Origin of the sequence: Saccharothrix sp. ST-888 (assembly GCF_000955975.1) — a bacterium.
Classification (GTDB): Bacteria; Actinomycetota; Actinomycetes; order Streptomycetales; family Streptomycetaceae; genus Kitasatospora.
In genome coordinates, this window is record NZ_JYJF01000017.1 from 35,139 (window position 1) to 53,071 (window position 17,933).

Genomic DNA, 17,933 nt, shown 5'->3' on the forward strand with positions numbered 1-17,933 from the left:
CGACGTGCCGCGCCGCCCCGGCCACCCTCCGCACCCGTGCCCGCCTTCCGGCGGTCGCACTGGTGGGCGCCTTCGCGCCGTGAGGGTGAACCCGGGTAGTGCTCGTTGCACTGGCCAAGAAACTACGAGTAACCATGACGGTCACCCAAACAGCGGGGAGCAGTCCCAGCTCAGCCCGGCGCTACCGACGGTAAAGATCATGCAAACTGGGCGAAATGTCCAATTTCATGATGCTTTCCAAGGTCAAACCCCCCATCAATATGATCCGGTCCACAATGTTCACTCCGTGAGCTCGGGCACATTGTCGACACATTGCAATCAGACGTTCACACGTCGCAGTCGGATTCGCGGCAATTCCCGTCGCTGCCGTGTCCACCCGTGACCCTTGACACAACGGCCCGTTGGTAATGGCGGTCGGGCGCGCCCGGCCACCATTACCTGACGAACCGAGGAGTCCCCCTTGCCGCGCATGCTCGCTGTCAGCGACGAGGTCCGAGCCGAGATCGGCGACGACGAGGCAGACCGCCTGCTCGCCGGTGCGCACGCACCCGACACTTACGACTGCACCTCGTGCCGCACCCCCGGCGACTCCTCCCAGGAGGCCACCAGCACCGTGCTGTTCGTCGGTGACGAGACAGCAGTACTCGCCTTCGCCCACGCCCGCTGCATCCCCTCACAGGTCGTACCGGTCTCCGAGGAACAGCTGCTCGGTGCCGTACGCAGCATCAGCCAGGCCCAGGGCAGCGCTCCGGCGGCCGCCGGCCTGCCCGGAGCCGGGGTCGGAGCCGACCCGGAGGCCGCGTCCCAGGCCGAACAGTCCGCTCCGCCCGCCGCCGGACAGCCCGCCGTCCTCGGGATCACCTGCGGGCTGGTGCTCTGCGGGGACACCGGGCACGCCGCGCTGGTGGTCGAGCCGACCGGACCGGTCGGCAGGCCCGGCAACATCACCGGGGAGGACGAGTTCCTCTCGCTGCTCACCGACCACCACTTCCAGGAGGTCATGAACGTCGACAAGGCCCCCGAGTCGCCGCTGCCCGGCTGGTCGGTGCTGATGGCCATGGGCAAGCTGCACGCGATCCTGCAGCCCTCCGCGACCGGCGGCAGCTCCGCCTGGTGGCAGGCGCACCAGCCGCTCCAGGTCACCGACGCCTGGCGGCTGGCCGCCGGTCGTCAGGCATCGGTGACGATGTACGCGGTCCCGGCCGGCACCATCGGCCGCCAGCCGCGCGAGGACCTGCTGCGTCTGGCGCTCGACCGCGCCGCCGCCAAGGGCCTGCTGGTCGGCGCCATCCTGCCGCTCGCCGGGACCTGACCGACGCCCGCAAGAACCCCGGCGCCGGACTCCCCCGCCGCTCCCCTGTTCCGGCCCTCCGGCACCACGTCGGCGGGCCGGACCGACCCGGCGGAACAGAGCATCGGAGCGGTTCGACGGGGGCGGCGGCGGAGCAGCGGCAGACAACGGTCAACCGGGTGACGCACGGGTGACCCGTCCGACCGCCCCGCCGGACCCCCGGAGCGGCGCAGGCCGCCCGGCCCGGCCCCGCATCCCCCGGCCGCCTCACTCGTTGGCCCCTATGTGTACAGCTACGACGTCGCCGCCGCCCACCGCCCGTCCGCCACCACCACGCGCTCCATCCCGGGCATGCGCCCGTCGTACGACGCGGAGCACCCCTCCTCGCCGACCCCGATCTACGACGCGCTGTACTCGGAGTACCGACGGCTGTTCCGGGCCCTTCCCGGTGACCGGACCGGCGAGGAGGACATGCGCTTCACCGGCTTCGCGGTCCGGGACGGATACTTCGGCCGGGACGCCCACCCGGTCCGCGAGGCGCTCCCGCCCGGTGACTCGTACGGGACCCGCAGCGAGCCGTACGGCGCCCGCGCCGAGCTGACCGCCTACCCGCCGCAGCACCAGACGTTCGACACCTACGCGGGGCACGCGCAGGGCACGCCGCAGTTCATGCCGAACCAGCAGAGCGGCGGCGGGCAGTACGGGACGGGATATCTCGCGACCGGACCGTTCACGCCGGGACAGGTGACGTCCGGTCAGTTCAGCGCCGGCCAGTTCATGACCGCGACCGGCCAGTTCGGGGCGGGGCAGCCCGGTGCCGGACACCACGCCACCGGCCAGCCCGGCACCGGACAGCCCTCGGGCAGCGGTCAGTACGCGGGGGCGGCCCAGGCGTCCGGCGGTCAGGGCTGGGTGGCCTCGGGCTACCTCTCCCCCGCCCAGCCCGTCACCCCCGGCGCCGGCACCGCCGCCGGAGAGGCCGGCGGAGTCAGCGGGCGCCACCGCAGCATGCTCTCGCTGCCCCCGGGCCGGGTCCCCGGACAGAGCTGACGCTCCACACCTCTCCACTGACTGCCCAACCGCCGAAGGCCGGGCCCCGACGGGGTACCCGGCCTTCGGCCTACGGCCTCGACGTCGGCCGGCCCACTGACGACCGACTACGACTGCCTACTTCTTGCGACGCTTCTCACGCACCCGGACGGAGATCGAGATCGGCGTACCGACGAAGCCGAACTCCTCGCGCAGACGGCGCTCGACGAACCGGCGGTAGCCCGCCTCCAGGAAGCCGGAGGCGAAGAGCACGAAGCGCGGCGGCCGGGTGCCGGCCTGGGTGCCGAACAGGATGCGCGGCTGCTTGCCGCCCCGGATCGGGTGCGGGTGGGCGGCCACCAGCTCGCCGAGGAAGGCGTTCAGCCGGGCGGTCGGGATACGGGTCTCCCAGCCCTCCAGCGCGGTCTCGATCGCCGGGACCAGCTTCTCCATGTGGCGGCCGGTCTTCGCCGAGACGTTGACCCGGGGTGCCCAGCGGACCTGGACGAGATCGCGCTCGATCTCGCGCTCCAGGTAGTAGCGGCGCTCCTCGTCGATCTGGTCCCACTTGTTGTAGGCGATGACGACGGCGCGCCCGGCCTCGACGGCCATCGAGATGATCCGGGTGTCCTGCTCGGCGAGGGTCTCGCTGGCGTCGACCAGGACGACCGCGACCTCGGCCTTCTCCAGGGCGGAGGCGGTGCGCAGCGAGGCGTAGAAGTCGGCACCGGCGGTGAGGTGGACCCGGCGGCGGATACCGGCGGTGTCCACGAACTTCCAGGTCTTGCCGCCGAGTTCGATCATCTCGTCGACCGGGTCACGGGTGGTCCCGGCCTGCTCGTTGACGACCACGCGGTCCTCGCCGGCGACCTTGTTGAGCAGGCTGGACTTGCCGACGTTGGGCCGGCCGATCAGGGCCACCCGGCGCGGGCCACCGACGAGTCCCTCGCCGAAGGTCTGCGGCGGGGCCTCGGGGAGAGCGGCCATCACGGCGTCGAGCAGGTCGCCGGAGCCACGGCCGTGCAGCGCCGAGACCGGGTAGGGCTCGCCGAGGCCGAGCGACCAGAGGTAGGCGGCCTCGGCCTCGGTGGAGGGGCCGTCGACCTTGTTGGCGCAGAGCACGACGGGCTTGCCGGCCTTGCGGATGATCTTGATCAGGGCCTCGTCGGTGTCGGTGGCCCCGACGGTGGCGTCCACGACGAAGAGCACCGCGTCGGCGGTCTCGATGCCGTACTCGGCCTGGGCGGCCACGGCGGCGTCGATGCCGAGGACGTCGACCTCCCAGCCACCGGTGTCGACCAGCTTGAAGCGGCGGCCGTTCCAGGCGGCCTCGTAGGTGACGCGGTCGCGGGTGACGCCCGGGCGGTCCTCGACCACGGCCTCGCGGCGGCCGATGATGCGGTTCACCAGAGTCGACTTGCCGACGTTGGGCCGGCCGACCACGGCCAGCACCGGCAGCGGGCCGTGGCCGGCGCCGTCGAGCTCCGCGTCGATCTCGTCGCTGTCGAAGCCCTCCTCGGCGGCCAGCGCCATGAACTCCGCGTACTCGGACGCGTCGAGCTCGCCGTGCGAGCCGTGAGCGGTCTCGTTGCTCATCTTCGTTTTCCGTTTCCCGGCACCGGCCCTTCCCAGGGACGTGCCGTGCGTACCTGCCCCTCGGAGGGGCAGCGCGGTGCGTGACGCCCTCGTGGCGGGCGTCCGCAGATTTCTTTTCTCAGGCCCTCGGGCGGGTTCACAGACCCTGGGAGAGAGGTTTCAGGTCCCGGTCAGGCTCAGCCGCCGGTCGGGTTCGAGTACTCGTCGGGCTCGGACACTGCTCGGCCCCGAGCGCTCCCCGGGCCAGGCCCCGGGCCGGTGTTCGTCAGGCCGCGACGCAGCCGGACCGTTCCTGGACCAGGCCGACGATCCGGTCGATCACCTGCTCCAGGGTGAGGTCGCTGGTGTCCACCAGGACGGCGTCCGGTGCCTGGGCCAGCGGGTCCGTCTCCCGGGAGGAGTCGGCGGCGTCCCGGCGGGCGAGGTCGGCGGCCATCGCGGTGATGGTCGCCTCGTCCACGCCCTTCGCCCGCAGCTCGGCGGCGCGGCGCTCGGCACGGGCGGTCTGCGAGGCGGTCAGGAAGACCTTGACGGTGGCGGCCGGGAACACCACGGTGCCCATGTCCCGGCCCTCGGCGACGATGCCGCGCTCGGCGACCTCGGCGCAGCCGCGCTGCAGCTCCACCAGCCTGGCCCGCACCTGCGGGACCGCGGCGACGGCGCTGACCTGCGAGGTCACCTCGGGGCCGCGGATCGGTCCGGAGACGTCCTGGCCGTCGACCGTGATGGTCGGGCCCGCCGCGTCCGTACCGGAGACGATCACCGGCTTGCCGCAGGCGACGGCCACCGCGTCGGCGTCCTCGACGTCGACGTCGTTGGTCAGCATCCACCAGGTCATCGCGCGGTACATCGCGCCGGTGTCCAGGAAGCTCAGGCCGAGCCGGGCGGCGACCGCCCGGGAGACGGTCGACTTGCCGGAGCCGGAGGGTCCGTCGATGGCGACGACGACCGGGGCGGACGCTCGGTCGGCAGTTTCCACGGGGCGAACCTCTCTCTGCAGCCTCGGGGTGACCTCACAAGGGTAGTCGAATCGCCGGGTTCACCCATCCGGGGCAGCCGACGGTCCCCAGCCCGGCGAATCGGCCCCGGCCCGGCCCTACCCGCTCAGCTCCGCCCCGCTCCGGCCGTACCCGCTCAGTCCCGTACGCTCCACCCCTGCTCGCGCAGCACGGTGATGAGTCGCTTCACCGCGGACGGGGCGACGGAGAGCTGTACGAAGCCGACCTGCTGGCCACTGGAATGTTCGATTATCACGTCCTCGATGTTGACCCCGAGCGTGCCGACCTCGCCGAACAGGCGGCCGAGCTCGCCGGGCTGGTCGCCGAGGACGACCGCGACCGTCTCGTACCGGGTGGGCGGGGCACCGTGCTTGCCGGGGATCCGGGACTGGCCGGTGTTGCCGCGCCGCATCACGGCCTCGATCCCGGCCGCGCCGCTCCGGCGCTCGCCCTCGTCGGCGGCCTCCAGGGCGCGCAGCGCGGTGACGGTCTCGCCGAGGTCCGCGGCGAGGTCCTCCAGGACGTCGGCGACCACTCCCGCGTTGGCGGACAGGATGTCCACCCAGAGCGCGGGGTTGGAGGCGGCGATCCGGGTCACGTCCCGGACGCCCTGACCGGAGAGGCGGACGGCGGTCTCGTCGGCGTGCTCCAGCCGGGCCGCGACCAGCGAGGAGAAGAGCTGAGGGGCGTGTGAGACCAGCGCGACGGCGCGGTCGTGCGCGGGCGCGTCCATCACGATCGGCATGGCACCGCAGAGCGCGACCAGTTCCAGGGCCGCGTTCAGGGTGTCCGTGTCGGTGTCCGGCGTGGGGGTGAGCACCCACGGCCGACCCTCGAACAGGTCCGCACGGGCTCCCAGCGGGCCGGAGACCTCCCGGCCGGCCATCGGGTGGCCGCCGATGTAGTGGGTGGTGTCGCAGCCGAGCGCGGTGACGGCGGCGCGCGGCCCCGACTTCACGCTCGCCACGTCCGTGTACCAGCGCGCCAGCCCGCGGCGCTGGCAGTCGGCGAGCACCGGGCCCACCAGGGCGGGCGGCACCGCGATGATCGCCAGGTCCACCGGGCCCTCCGGCACCTCGGTGGTGCCCGCGCCGAGCGAGGCCGCGGTGCGGGCGGCATCCGGATCGGCATCCTCCAGGTACACGCTGAAGCCGCGACAGGTGAGCGCGAGAGCGGCGGAGGTGCCGATCAGTCCGGTGCCGACGACGGCGGCAGTGCGCATGCGGTTCGTCTCCTGTCGGAATGCCGATCCTGGTGGTCACCAATCCTCTCCTACCGGCCGACCGGACACGGCCACGGGGGTCCTCCGCCACTCCCCCGGCACCGGACCCACCGGGACGGCCTCCGCCGCCACGGCACTCCGACCCCGGCCACCCGGTCCTGCCCACCCGCCCTACCCGTCCGGCCTTACCCGGTGCGGCCATCGGTGGCAGAGTCGCCGGATGCCTTTCGATCACAACGACCACTACCAGCCCCTGCTGCTCCGTCATCTCCCCCGCACCGCCCGTACCGCCCTGGACGTGGGCTGCGGCACCGGCGGATTCGCCCGCCGCCTGGCCGGACTCGGGCTGGAGGTCGACGCGGTGGACCCCTCGGCGGAGACGATCGCGGCAGCGCGGGCGGCCTCCGCCCGGGTCGGCAGCGTCTGGCGGCCGGACTGCCGGCAGGCGGACGTGACCCGGACCGAGCTGTCGCCGGGCCGCTACGACTACATCTCCTGCCTGGCCAGCCTGCACCACATGCCGTTCGAGACCGTGTCCGCCCTGCGCGACGCACTCGCCCCGGGCGGGGTGCTGGTGGTGCTCGGCTGCTACCCGGAGCGCTCCCGCACGGACTGGGCCTGGAGCCTGGCCGCCGTCCCGGCCAACGCCGCCGCCCGCCTCGCGGTCACCGTCCGCGAACGGGCCTCCGGTCGGCCCCGCACCCACCTCCGGGCACCGGTGCAGCCACCGCAGTTGACGTACGACGAGACCCGCCGCGAGGCCGCCCGCCTGCTGCCCGGATCCACCGTCCGACGCCTGCTCTTCTGGCGCTACCTGCTGACCTACCGCAGGCCCGCGACCTGACGCCTGGACCGAGCACCCCGAAGAACACCGGAACCCTCGCCCGCAGTCCGGTGCTCCCCGCTCTGCCCGGTGCTCCCCCTGGCGGCGGTGGCACAGCTCACACCCGGACCACCTCGGCGGCACGCGGGGGAAATCCCCTGACACCCGGGTACCCCCGGGGCAGACTGGGCGGCCGGGGACGGCTCGGACGAAGGGTGGGCGGGGTGGCAGCCGAGGTGGTTCAGAACGCCGGGCAGGGCGCGGCGCAGGGCTGGGGATCGGTACTCGAATCGGTGGTGGTCTACGCGTCGGGTGCGCTCTGCCTGCGCCGGGCCCGCGGCACCGTGCCGCCGGACGGCCGGGTACGGCTGACCGGACTGCCCCGGACCCTCGATGGCACCCTGCTGCGCGCCCGGGTCGTCGGCGGGAGCAGCTGGCGGGTCACCGAGGCCCGGCTGGAGGCCGCCGCCGAGCTGCGCGACCCGCAGGAGCTGCCCGAGCTGCGCCGACGGGTCGAGCAGGCCGAGGAGTCGCTGGAGGCCGCCCGCGAGCGCTACTCCGGGGTGCGCGCCCGCTTCGAGGAGATCGCCGCCCTGCGCGCGATTCCGCCCGCCACCGCACGCCGACCGGGGGAACCCCCGTACACCGGCGAGCAGCCGCACCGCCGTACACCCGCCGACGCCTGGCTCGAACTGGCGGACTTCGTCGACGAGCGGCTCACCGCCCTGGACGCCCGCGCCCGGGGTCTCGCCGACGAGGTCCGGCTGGCGGAGCACGCTCTCGCCGTCGCCCTGGAGGCGCTCGGACACGCCTCCACCGCCGAGCCCGCCCACCCGGTCGAGACCAGCGCCGTCGTCGCACTCGCCCTCACGGGCGGCGACGGCACCGGGCGGGACGCCGAGATCGAGGTGGAGTACGGCGTCCAGGCCGCGTTCTGGGTTCCGTCGTACCGGCTGAGCCACCGTCACGGCGACGGTGGCGGCGGATCCCTCGTGCTGCGGGCCTCCGTCCTCCAGCTGAGCGGCGAGGACTGGGCGGGCGTACGGCTGGCGCTGTCCACCGCCGACCTGACCCGCCGGACCGACCTGCCGCAGCTGCGCTCGGTACGGATCGGCCGCCGCCAGCCCGCCCCCGCCCCCTCGGGCTGGCGGGCGGCCCCGGCCGGGCTGTCCGACCTGTTCGCGGGGTACGACGCGGCGGGCCCCCGCCCGCAGGCCCGGCGCGACTGGACGTTCGGCTCAGCCGCCCCCGACCCGACCCGCAGCGCACCTGCACCGCGTGGCCCGCTGGCACCCGGCGCGGGCGGTCTGCTCGGCGTGCCGGACGAGGCGCCCGCCGCCGACCGGTTCCTCGGCCACGGCTACGGGGGCGCAGCCGTCCCCCAGGCTCCCGCGGAACCCGGCAGCACGCCAAGCGCACCCAGCACACCCGTCGCGCCCGGCGCACCGGCCCCGTACGGCGCCCCCGTCGCGTACGGGATCGCGCCGCCCCCACCGAACGGCCTCGCCGCCGGCGGCCCCACCGGCCCGGCCCCGGGGGGCCCACCCCCCGCGATGGCCCCACGCATGCGGATGGCCGCCCCGCCGCCAGCTCCAGCCCCAGCACCCACAGAACCCACAGAACCCACTGAACCCGCCCAGCCCACACCGCCCCGCCCCGCCCCCGAGTGGCTCGACTACGCCACGCTCGCCCTGCAGGGCCCGGAAGCCCCGCCCGCCACCCGCGGCCGGCTGCTCGCGGACCTCGCCCCGGACCTGGCCCCCGGTCGGCGTGCCGCCCAGGCGGCCGCCACGGCGGCGCTGCCCGAGCACGCGGTCCCGCCCCGCCGGTCGGCCGGGTCCTTCGCCTACCGCTACGACGCCGCCGCGCCCGTGGACATCCCGTCCACCGGCCGCTGGTGGCACACCGTCACGATCGCCGAGGTTCCGGTCGAGCTGCGGACCGAGTACGTCTGCGTGCCCTCGGTCGAGGAGACGGTCTACGCCACCCTGCTGCTGACCAATCCCACCGCCCGGCCCCTGCTGGCGGGCCCGGTCGAGGTGAGCGTGGACGGCGAGTTCCTGCTCACGGCGGCGCTGCCGACGCTGGCGCCCGGGGACACCCGCCGGGTCGGTCTGGGCGTGGCGGAGGGCATCCGGGTGGCCCGCCGCACGGAGCTGCGGGAGTCCACGGTGGGGCTGCTGAACAACGTCACCGTGCTCGACCACCGGGTCCACGTGGAGCTGGCCAACCGGCTCGGCCACCCGGTCACGGTGGAGGTGCGCGAACGCGTCCCGGTCACCGCCGACGCCGAGATCCGGATCGAGGAACGACCCGGCTGGACGGCACCCGGGGAGCAGCATCCCCAGCCGGCGGCCGGGGCCGAGCCCTCGGACAGCTACCCGCCGAGCACCCGCCTGTGGCGGGTGGAACTGCCCGTCGACGGCACTGCCGAGCTGGACGGCGGCTACGAGATCCGAATCCCGGCCGGCAAGGCCATCCTCGGCGGAAACCGGAGGAACTGACCCATGACCACCCCGCCCGCTACACCCTCCGCCCCGGTCCATCCGCTCCCGGTCACGGCCGTCACCTGTCTGGAGGACCGCGCCCTGGTCGAACGGACCACCACGCTCGACCTGCACCCGGGCATCCAGCGGCTGCGCCTCGGGCCGATCACCGCGCTGGCCGTCGACCGCTCACTGCGGGCCGACCTGACCGGCGACCGGCTCGGCGCGGGCCGGGTCCTGGACGCCCGGATCGTCCGCTCCTGGACGCCGCGCGCCCCGCTCCCGCCAACCGAGGCCGACTCCAAGCTGCGCCGCCGGCTCCACCTGCTGGAACAGGAGCAGCTCGCCGAGGAGGCCCGCCGCCGCCGGCTGGAGGCCCGGCTGGCCCTGCTCGCCCAGCTCGCCGCCGACCTGCTGCGCGAGATCGGCGAGGGCGCCGGCCACGGCGAGATCGAACGGGCCCGCTGGGGGCGCGAGTTGGACCGGGTGGACGCCGAGCGCGAGTCGTACGGGGAGCAGCTGCGGGCGGTGCGGTGCCGACTGCGGGCCGTCGAGGAGGAGGTGCGGCAGGCCCAGCTGGCGCTGGACGACGCCGAGGAGGAGCCCGTCGAGCTGCTCGGGTACGTGGAGCTGACCCTCGAGGCGGCCGAGCCGGGCCCGCACCGGCTGACGCTCTCCCACCTCGCGCCGTGCGCCCTGTGGCGGCCCGCCTATCGGGCGACGCTCGGCGACGGCGCTCTGCTGCTGGAGACGGAGGCGGTCGTCTGGCAGCGCACCGGCGAGGACTGGTCGCAGGTCCGGCTGACCCTGTCCACCGCCCGCTCCGCCCTGGCGGGCGAGCCGCCGCGGCTGGTCGAGGACGTGCTGGCGCTGCGCGACAGGTCGGCGGAGGAGCGCCGCACGGTGGACGTCGAGCTGCGCGAGGAGGAGATCGGCAGTACCGGACCGGCCGCGGTGGACGGTCTCCCGGGGGTGGACGACGGCGGCGAGGTGCGCACCCTGCGCGCTCCCGAGCCCGCCTCGGTGCCCGGCGACGGCCGTCCGCACCGGGTGCCGCTCACCGTCTTCAGCACCTCCGTGAGCAGCGAGTACGCCTGCGCACCCGAGCTGTCCCCGCTGGTCACCGAGGCGGTCAGGTTCCGCAACGGCTCCGGGCACGCGCTGCTGGCTGGCCCGGTGGACCTGGTCAGGAACGGCGGTTTCACCGGCCGCGCGGAGTTGGGCTTCACCGCCGCCGGCGCGACCGCCGAGCTGCCCTTCGGCAGCTCGGACGGCTACCGGGTGGTCCGGGAGACCGAGGAGAGCAGGGGCAGTACCGCGCTGGCCCAGCGCACGGTGCTGACCCGTACGGTCCGGCTGCACCTGTCCCGCTTCTCCGCGCCCCGGGAGCGGGAGGAGCAGGTGGTCGCGGTGCGCGAGCGGATCCCGGTCTCGGAGGTCGCGGCGGTGGAGGTGCGGCTGCGCAAGGAGGCGTGCTCCCCGGCGCCGGACGAGCTGGACGCCGAGGGCATCGTCCGCTGGGACGTGCCGCTGCCACCGGGTGGCCGACGGACCGTCACCCTGGTGTACGAGGTGTCGGCGGCGGCCAGGGTGGCCGGGATCTGACCGGTCCCGACCGGCACCGCACAGAACCGTCAACTCCGGTACAAATACGGTAAAAAAGACACATGATCTACCACCTCGCACCCCTGGACGACTGGCTCCGCGACCCTGGGCGGCCGTATGCCACCACCTCCCTGCTGACCGACGGTTTCATCCACTGCTCGGCCGACGAGCAGACCACGCTGGCCGTCGCCAACGCCTTCTACCAGGAGGCACCGGAGCCGCTGATGGCCCTGCTGATCGAGGAGAGCCTGGTGGAGCCGATGGTGAAGTGGGAGGCTCCGCACGGCGCACCACCGCCGGGTGCGACCCCGGGCGTGCTGTTCCCGCACATCTACGGGCGCCTCAACCGGACCGCGGTGATCGGGCTGGAGAAGGTCGAGCGCGGCCCGGACGGCCGCTGGAACGCCCTCCAGCCCTGGAGCTGAGCTCCTCCGCCGTGCGGCGGCCCCGCGCAGACGCGCCGGGCTCCGCCCCGAGGAGCCCCGACCGGGCCTACAGCCAGCCGCGTTCCCGGGCCGCCATCCCGGCCTGGAACCTGGTGGTCGCGCCGAGCTGCCGCATCAGCGTCTGCAACCGCCGCTGGGTGGTCCTGGCACTCCAGCCGAGCGACCGGGCGATCGACTCGTCGGTGAGCCCGGCCGCGAGCAGGCCGAGCAGCTTGCGGTGGTCCTCCTCGGGGCCCGAGCCCTCGCTCCCGGTGCCGATCGCCGCCTGGAGCGGGACCGCCCGTTCCCACTCCGCCTCGAAGAGCGCGTCCAGGCCCTGGAGCAGGGCGGACGGATGGACCACGTACGCGGCGTCCAGGACGGCGTCGCCGACACTGATCGGGATGATCGCCATCCGGTCGTCGGCCATCATCATCTTCATCGGCAGCACCGGCCGGACCCTGCACTCCTCGCCGTCCGCGACACCGGGCAGGATGTCCTTCTCCAGCCGCCCGGGCCAGGCGACGGCCTCCTTGTCGTAGATCGCGCGGAACTTCAGCCCGGCCTTGAGCCGCTGGCGCTGCCGGGGCAGGGCGGCCACCGGGTCCTGGATGTAGGGCGGGCAGTCGAAGCCGCGCACCTGGTACTGGGCGGTCCCGACCAGGTGCTCCAGCCGCTGGGCGATGGCCTCACCGCCGGTCAGCACCTCGACCGAGTGAGCGGGGTCGGTGAAGCGGCTGGCCTCCCGGAAGGCGTCCATCAGCCGGTGCATCTCGGCGCGAGCGCCGCGCAGCTGGGCCTCGCGGTGGCCGATCAGAGTGCCGATGGCGACGTCGGGGGCGACGGCCAGGTAACGCTCGCGGTCGACCGGGCCGCGGGTCACCATGCCCTGCTCGGCCAACCGGTCCAGGGCCGCCCGGCCCTGTTGCAGCGTCAGTCCGCACTGGTCGGCGAGCTCCTCGGCGGTGGACTGGGGCGCGGCCACCAGCGCCGCGTACAGCTGTCCGTCCGGCCGACCAAGACCGAGCACTCCGAATGCGTCGAGCACGACGTTCCTTCCCCCACGAGCTCCCCGGGTGGCGCACTCCCGCCATCCGGCCGGGCGCCAGTTGCTGGCAATCGTGCGCCACGGATCGAGCGGCTGACAAGCCGGGGGGAACCCGGTGCGGCCAGGCTCACACCCCGTCCCCGCAGGACAGCAGAGGGCCTCCCCGCCGAACGGCGGGGAGGCCCTCATCACCAGGTCCTACGGACCGGTAACACCGGGCCTTACAGACCGACCTCGCGCATCAGCTGGCCGACCTCCGGGTTGGTCAGACGGCGCAGCCAGCCCGACTTCTGGTCGCCCAGGGCGATCGGGCCGAAGTGGGTCCGGACCAGCTTCTCCACCGGGAAGCCCGCCTCGGCCAGCATCCGGCGCACGATGTGCTTGCGGCCCTCGTGCAGGGTGACCTCGACCAGGTAGTTCTTGCCGACGTTCGAGACCACCTTGAAGCTGTCGGCGCGGGCGAAGCCGTCCTCCAGCTCGATGCCCTGCGCGAGCTGCTTGCCCAGGTCGCGCGGGATCGGGCCCTGGATGGCCGCCAGGTAGGTCTTGGTGACGCCGTAGCGGGGGTGGGTCAGGCGGTGGGCCAGCTCACCGTGGTTGGTGAGCAGGATGATGCCCTCGGTCTCGGTGTCCAGGCGGCCGACGTGGAACAGCCGGGTCTCCCGGTTGGTCACGTAGTCGCCCAGGCACTGGCGGCCGTCCGGGTCCTCCATGGTGGAGACCACGCCGGCCGGCTTGTTGAGCGCGAAGAACAGGTACGACTGGGTGGCGACGGTCAGGCCGTCCACCTTGATCTCGTCCTTCTCCGGGTCCACCCGCTTGCCCTGCTCGGTGACCAGGAGGCCGTTGACCTCGACCCGGCCCTGCTCGATCAGCTCCTCGCAGGCGCGACGGCTGCCGATACCGGCCCGCGCCAGCACCTTCTGCAGCCGCTCGCCCTCGGGCTCGCCGAAGGTCTTGGGCAGCTTCACGGCCGGCTTGTCGTGCCGGGCCAGCACCGCGTCCTCGATCCGGGCCTGCAGCTCACGCGAGCGCTGCGGCTGACGGCGCGGGTCGCCCGGGGCGCCCTGGCCCTCACGGCGCGGCCGCGGGGCCGGCGAGGGCTTCCGGGCACCGAAGCTGCTGCGGCCCGGCGTGGCGTTGGGGCCGCCACCGTACTCGGGCCGGTCGTAACGGCGCTCCTCCGGACGCGGCTGGCCCTTCCCCGACCCCGAGCCCTGCCGCCGGTCGTCACGCCCGTACGAGCCACCGCCGCGCGAGGAGGACGAACCGCCACCGTACGAACCACCGTCACGCCCGTACGAACCGCCGCCACGCGAAGACGACGAACCGCCACCGTACGAACCACCATCACGCCCGTACGAACCGCCACCACGCGAAGACGACGAACCGCCCCGCCCGCCGGCCTGGCCGCCCTGGCCGCCACGGCCACCGCCGCTGCCGCCACTGCCGCCGCCGTAGGACGAGCCGCCCCGGGAGCCGCCGTACGAGCCGCCCCGGCCCCCGCCCTGTCCACCACGGCTCTGGCCGCCGCCACCGCCGCCGCTGTTCCTGCCGTTGCCACTGCTACGCATCAAAATGTCCGTACGTCGTATCCGTCTGGGGAGTGTGCAAGTCGTTTCGGCCGACCTCACCGCCCCCTGCCCGATCAGACACGAGCCCGACCGGCCTCGTCTCCGCCGCCCACCGCACGTGCGGCGGCGACCGCCTCCGCGATCATCGTGCCTTCGAGGGACTCCGCTTCCACGTCGTCGACCTCGGGCAGGAAGGGTGCGAGCTCCGGCAGCTCGTCCAGGCCGCGAAGCCCCATCCGTTCCAGGAAGTAGTTCGTCGTCCGATACAGGATCGCACCTGTTTCGGGCTCGGACCCGGTCTCTTCCACCAGTCCTCGCTGTACCAGGGTACGCATCACGCCGTCACAGTTCACACCGCGTACCGCGGAGACCCGGCCGCGCGACACCGGTTGCCGGTATGCGATCACCGCCAGCGTCTCCAACGCGGCCTGGGTCAGCCTCGACTGCCGGCCGTCCAGGACATAGCGGTCCACGGCGGGTGAGCACTCGCTCCGGGTGTAGAACCGCCAGCCCCCGGCCACCTGCCGCAGGTCGAAGCCGCGGCCCTGGGCGGTGTACTCGGCGGACAGCTCGCGCAGCACGGCGGCCACCTCGGCGCGCGGACGCTCCAGCACCTCGGCCAGGTGCGCCTCGGTGGCGGGCTCGTCCACCACCAGCAGGATCGCCTCCAGCGCGGCCCGCACCGGCACGCCGTCGCCGGTCACCGGCGGCCCTGCGGCCACACCGGCAGGCTGCTCCCCCGGGGCGGCGGACTGCTCCCCGAGGTCGCAGGCGGGCTCCAGCGGACCGTAGGCGGAGTCCTGCCACTCCTGCGCCCTGGGCTGCCCCGGGACGCCCAGGGCCCGCCTGGACGGCCTCGGCCGCCCGGCTCCGTCCGGCTGCTCCGTCACGATGCCGCACCCTCCTCGGCCGTCTCCCGGGCCGTCTCCCGGTCCTCCGCCCCCGGCGGGCGGTCGAACTCGTCCGTGACCTCGACCGGCCGGTCCGGCTCGGCGACCCAGCGCACCAGCAGCTCGCCCAGCGCCTGGGGCTGCTCGAAGTCCAGCGCCCGCTCCCGGTACAGCTCCAGCAGCGCCAGGAAGCGGGCGACCACCACCAGGGTGGACTCGGCGTCCGCCACCAGTTGCTCGAACGTCGCGGAACCGAGCGCGCTGAGCCGGTCCACCACCCGGGCGGCCTGCTCGCGCACGCTGACCGGCGGGGTGTGGATGTGGTCCACGTAGACCACCGGCGCCGGCCTGGGCGCCATCGCCTTCGCCGCCAGCTGTGCGAAGCGCTCGGCGCCGATGCCGAGCACCACCTCGGGCAGCAGCCCGGCGTGGTGCGGTTCCAGGCCCACGCTGCGGGCCCGCCGGTGCAGCTCGCTCTCCCAGCGGTCGCCGAGCACCGCCGCCACCTGCTTGTACGCGCGGTACTGGAGCAGCCGGGCGAAGAGCAGGTCGCGGGCCTCCAGCAGGGCGAGGTCCTCCTCGTCGTCGACCTCGGCGGCGGGCAGCAGCCTGGCCGCCTTGAGGTCCAGCAGGGTGGCCGCGACCACCAGGAACTCGGTCGCCGCGTCCAGGTCCCAGTCGGGGCCCATCGCCCGGATGTGCGCGACGAACTCGTCGGTGACCCTGGAGAGCGCCACCTCGGTGACGTCCATCCGGTGCTTGGCGATCAGGCTGAGCAGCAGGTCGAACGGGCCCTCGAAGTTGTCCAGCCGCACCAGGAACCCGGCCCGTGCCCCGCCGGCCGCGCCGGCCTCACCGGCCTCGACGGCGGGCCGGACGGCCCCTGCGGGTTCAACGGTGCTCGACATGACGGTCCATCTTCACCCACCCCGGCTCCCCGACGCCGCAGGCACGTGGTGAACCCCCCGGGGGGCTCGGGACTCCATCCGGTCGACTGCGTGCGCGGCAGACCCCGCGCCTTCGCGGCGGCCGGGCGGGCGGTCCCTCGCGCCCAGGGGCGCACGGCTCGCCGAGTGGTACCGGGCCGGCTCCGCAGAACCTCGATCCGGGCTTCAGCGGCCGCGCAGCCGCCGCACCAGGATGCTCGCCTCACCGCGCTGCTCCAGGTCGGCCAGGACGACCGAGATGGCCTCCCGGACCACCCGGCCGCGGTCCACCGCCAGCCCGTGCTCACCGCGCAGGACCAGCCGGGCGTGCTCCAGGTCCATGAGCTCCTCGGCGGACACGTACACGGTGATCTTCTCGTCGTGCCGCTCGCGCCCGGTGGGCCGCCGGGCGGCCCGGCTCCGGGAGCGGGCCCGCCGGGCGGCCTCCCCCGTCTGCTCCTCGCCCGAGGCCGGCCCCTGCGGCTGCCGCCCGGGGGCCTGCTGCGGGACGCCCGCGGCGTTCTCGGCGGCCGGCCGCGGCTGCTCAAGGCGGCCGCCGGGCGACTGATTCGGGGCGTCCGCCGACCCCGGCCCGGTGCCGGGCTCGGCCGCGCGGGCGGTCTCCGCTCTGGGCGCCTCGGCCGGCCGGGCGAGGGAGGGCGACAGCGCCATCCCGCCCGTGGTCCGGAACAGCTCGTCGGCCCCCGGGAGACTCACTCGGCGGGGCGGCACCGGTCGAGCACCTCCCTGGCGAGCTGGCGGTAGGCGGCGGCACCGACCGAGTTGGTCGCGTACGTGGTGATCGGCTCGCCGGCCACCGTGGTCTCCGGGAAGCGGACGGTCCGGCCGATCACGGTGTGGAAGACGTGCTCGCCGAACGCCTCGACCACCCGGGCCAGCACCTCGCGGCTGTGCACGGTGCGCGAGTCGTACATGGTGGCCAGGATGCCGTCCAGGCGCAGCTCGGGGTTGAGCCGCTCGCAGACCTTCTCGATGGTCTCGGTCAGCAGCGCGACACCGCGCAGCGCGAAGAACTCGCACTCCAGCGGGACGATCACGCTGTGAGCGGCCGTCAGGGCATTGACCGTCAGCAGGCCCAGCGAGGGCTGGCAGTCGATGATGACGAAGTCGTAGTCGGGCAGCAGCGGCTTCAACGCCCGTGCCAGCGCGGACTCCCGGGCCACCTCGCTGACCAGCTGCACCTCGGCGGCGCTGAGGTCGATGTTGGAGGGCAGCAGGTCCATGCCGGGGATGGCGGTCTTCAGCAGCACCTCATCGGCCGTCAGACCCCGCTCCATGAGCAGGTTGTAGACCGTGACGTCGAGCTCCATCGGGTTGACGCCCAGTCCGACGGAGAGCGCGCCCTGCGGGTCGAAGTCGACCAACAGCACCCGGCGGCCGTACTCGGCGAGCGCGGCACCCAGGTTGATGGTCGACGTGGTCTTGCCGACGCCGCCCTTCTGGTTGCACATCGCGATGATCTGCGCGGGGCCGTGCTCGGCCAGCGGCGCGGGGATCGGGAAGTAGGGCTGCGGGCGGCCGGTGGGGCCGATCCGCTCACGGCGTTGGCGTGCTGCGTCAGGGGCCAAGGTGGCGGCGTACTCCGGATCGGGTTCGTACTCGGCATCCGGGTCGTCGTACGAGCCGTAGGCGAAGTCGCCGTAGATCAGGCCGTGGGCGGCCAGGTCGGCGTCGTAGTCGGTGACGGTGGCGGTGACGCCGGAGGTCTGGCGTGCCTCGAAGGTGCGGACCGCGACCGAGCCGACCTCCACCGAACCCACCGTGGCCTGCCGGGCCGTGAGCTCCTCGTTCGGCTGTCCGGCGGCGTGCTCCGCCAGTCCTGGCTGACCACCCCCGGGAGCAAATGTCGACTCATTCACAAGTCGTCTTACCTCCTTGGGCATCCAGGACTCTATGTCGATTCGTCAGCGTGGCAGCATGCCGACGGTTTGCGACTCTAGGCCGTCTGCGGCGTTCGCAGCAACACAATCCACGGTAGTGGGCCGGATGTGTCGGCCGT

At 73.9% G+C, this 17,933-nt stretch carries 15 protein-coding genes; 6 read left to right on the plus strand and 9 right to left on the minus strand.

Annotated elements, in window-relative coordinates; genetic code table 11:
* The first annotated feature begins 460 nt into the window (after nucleotides 1-460).
* Together UK12_RS09155 and UK12_RS09160 are read left to right on the plus strand one after the other, a co-directional pair.
* Nucleotides 461-1,312, plus strand: a complete 852-nt coding sequence (locus UK12_RS09155; protein WP_045301599.1) for a hypothetical protein — start codon at nucleotides 461-463, stop codon at nucleotides 1,310-1,312.
* Between the two features lie 264 nt (nucleotides 1,313-1,576).
* Complete coding sequence (locus UK12_RS09160; RefSeq protein WP_045301601.1) at nucleotides 1,577-2,341, plus strand: hypothetical protein; 765 nt, start codon at nucleotides 1,577-1,579, stop codon at nucleotides 2,339-2,341.
* 117 nt (nucleotides 2,342-2,458) lie between these two features.
* Here UK12_RS09160 and der read toward each other — a convergent pair whose 3' ends face one another.
* From der to UK12_RS09175, 3 genes are all read right to left on the minus strand, one after another.
* On the minus strand, nucleotides 2,459-3,916 hold the full coding sequence (der, locus tag UK12_RS09165; protein WP_045301603.1) for a ribosome biogenesis GTPase Der: 1,458 nt from the start codon (nucleotides 3,914-3,916) through the stop codon (nucleotides 2,459-2,461).
* Between the two features lie 265 nt (nucleotides 3,917-4,181).
* Complete coding sequence (gene cmk / locus UK12_RS09170) at nucleotides 4,182-4,895, minus strand: (d)CMP kinase (protein WP_045301605.1); 714 nt, start codon at nucleotides 4,893-4,895, stop codon at nucleotides 4,182-4,184.
* 155 nt (nucleotides 4,896-5,050) lie between these two features.
* Entirely contained in the window at nucleotides 5,051-6,136 is a 1,086-nt protein-coding gene (locus UK12_RS09175) for a prephenate dehydrogenase (RefSeq protein WP_045301607.1), read from the minus strand.
* Nucleotides 6,137-6,356: 220 nt separating this feature from the next.
* Here UK12_RS09175 and UK12_RS09180 point away from each other — a divergent pair, with 220 nt between their 5' ends.
* The 4 genes from UK12_RS09180 to UK12_RS09195 all read left to right on the plus strand — a co-directional run bounded on the left by UK12_RS09180 (nucleotide 6,357) and on the right by UK12_RS09195 (nucleotide 11,475).
* Nucleotides 6,357-6,980: a class I SAM-dependent methyltransferase gene (locus UK12_RS09180; protein WP_045301609.1), complete on the plus strand. Its 624-nt coding sequence runs from the start codon at nucleotides 6,357-6,359 to the stop codon at nucleotides 6,978-6,980.
* 203 nt (nucleotides 6,981-7,183) lie between these two features.
* Entirely contained in the window at nucleotides 7,184-9,463 is a 2,280-nt protein-coding gene (locus tag UK12_RS09185; RefSeq protein ID WP_197084695.1) for a DUF4139 domain-containing protein, read from the plus strand.
* A 3-nt stretch (nucleotides 9,464-9,466) separates the two neighbouring features.
* Nucleotides 9,467-11,050 (plus strand): mucoidy inhibitor MuiA family protein, encoded by a 1,584-nt coding sequence (locus tag UK12_RS09190; RefSeq protein WP_045301611.1) that lies wholly within the window; start codon nucleotides 9,467-9,469, stop codon nucleotides 11,048-11,050.
* 62 nt (nucleotides 11,051-11,112) lie between these two features.
* Nucleotides 11,113-11,475, plus strand: a complete 363-nt coding sequence (locus UK12_RS09195) for a DUF952 domain-containing protein (RefSeq protein ID WP_045301613.1) — start codon at nucleotides 11,113-11,115, stop codon at nucleotides 11,473-11,475.
* Between the two features lie 67 nt (nucleotides 11,476-11,542).
* On the opposite strand, the gene UK12_RS09200 is transcribed toward UK12_RS09195, so the two are convergent.
* From UK12_RS09200 to UK12_RS09225, 6 genes are all read right to left on the minus strand, one after another.
* Nucleotides 11,543-12,523, minus strand: coding sequence for a MarR family transcriptional regulator (locus tag UK12_RS09200; protein WP_045301615.1), 981 nt, complete (start codon nucleotides 12,521-12,523; stop codon nucleotides 11,543-11,545).
* A 221-nt stretch (nucleotides 12,524-12,744) separates the two neighbouring features.
* Entirely contained in the window at nucleotides 12,745-14,097 is a 1,353-nt protein-coding gene (locus tag UK12_RS44740; protein WP_045301617.1) for a pseudouridine synthase, read from the minus strand.
* 74 nt (nucleotides 14,098-14,171) lie between these two features.
* On the minus strand, nucleotides 14,172-14,987 hold the full coding sequence (gene scpB / locus UK12_RS09210) for an SMC-Scp complex subunit ScpB (RefSeq protein WP_052681735.1): 816 nt from the start codon (nucleotides 14,985-14,987) through the stop codon (nucleotides 14,172-14,174).
* On the minus strand, nucleotides 14,984-15,895 hold the full coding sequence (locus tag UK12_RS09215) for a segregation and condensation protein A (protein WP_197084696.1): 912 nt from the start codon (nucleotides 15,893-15,895) through the stop codon (nucleotides 14,984-14,986). Before UK12_RS09215 ends, scpB begins: the two co-directional genes overlap by 4 nt.
* 204 nt (nucleotides 15,896-16,099) lie before the next feature.
* Nucleotides 16,100-16,630: a hypothetical protein gene (locus UK12_RS44990; RefSeq protein ID WP_045301619.1), complete on the minus strand. Its 531-nt coding sequence runs from the start codon at nucleotides 16,628-16,630 to the stop codon at nucleotides 16,100-16,102.
* Nucleotides 16,627-17,502: a ParA family protein gene (locus UK12_RS09225; protein WP_331386644.1), complete on the minus strand. Its 876-nt coding sequence runs from the start codon at nucleotides 17,500-17,502 to the stop codon at nucleotides 16,627-16,629. The genes UK12_RS44990 and UK12_RS09225 overlap by 4 nt, the downstream gene beginning before the upstream one ends.
* Nucleotides 17,503-17,933 lie beyond the last annotated feature (431 nt).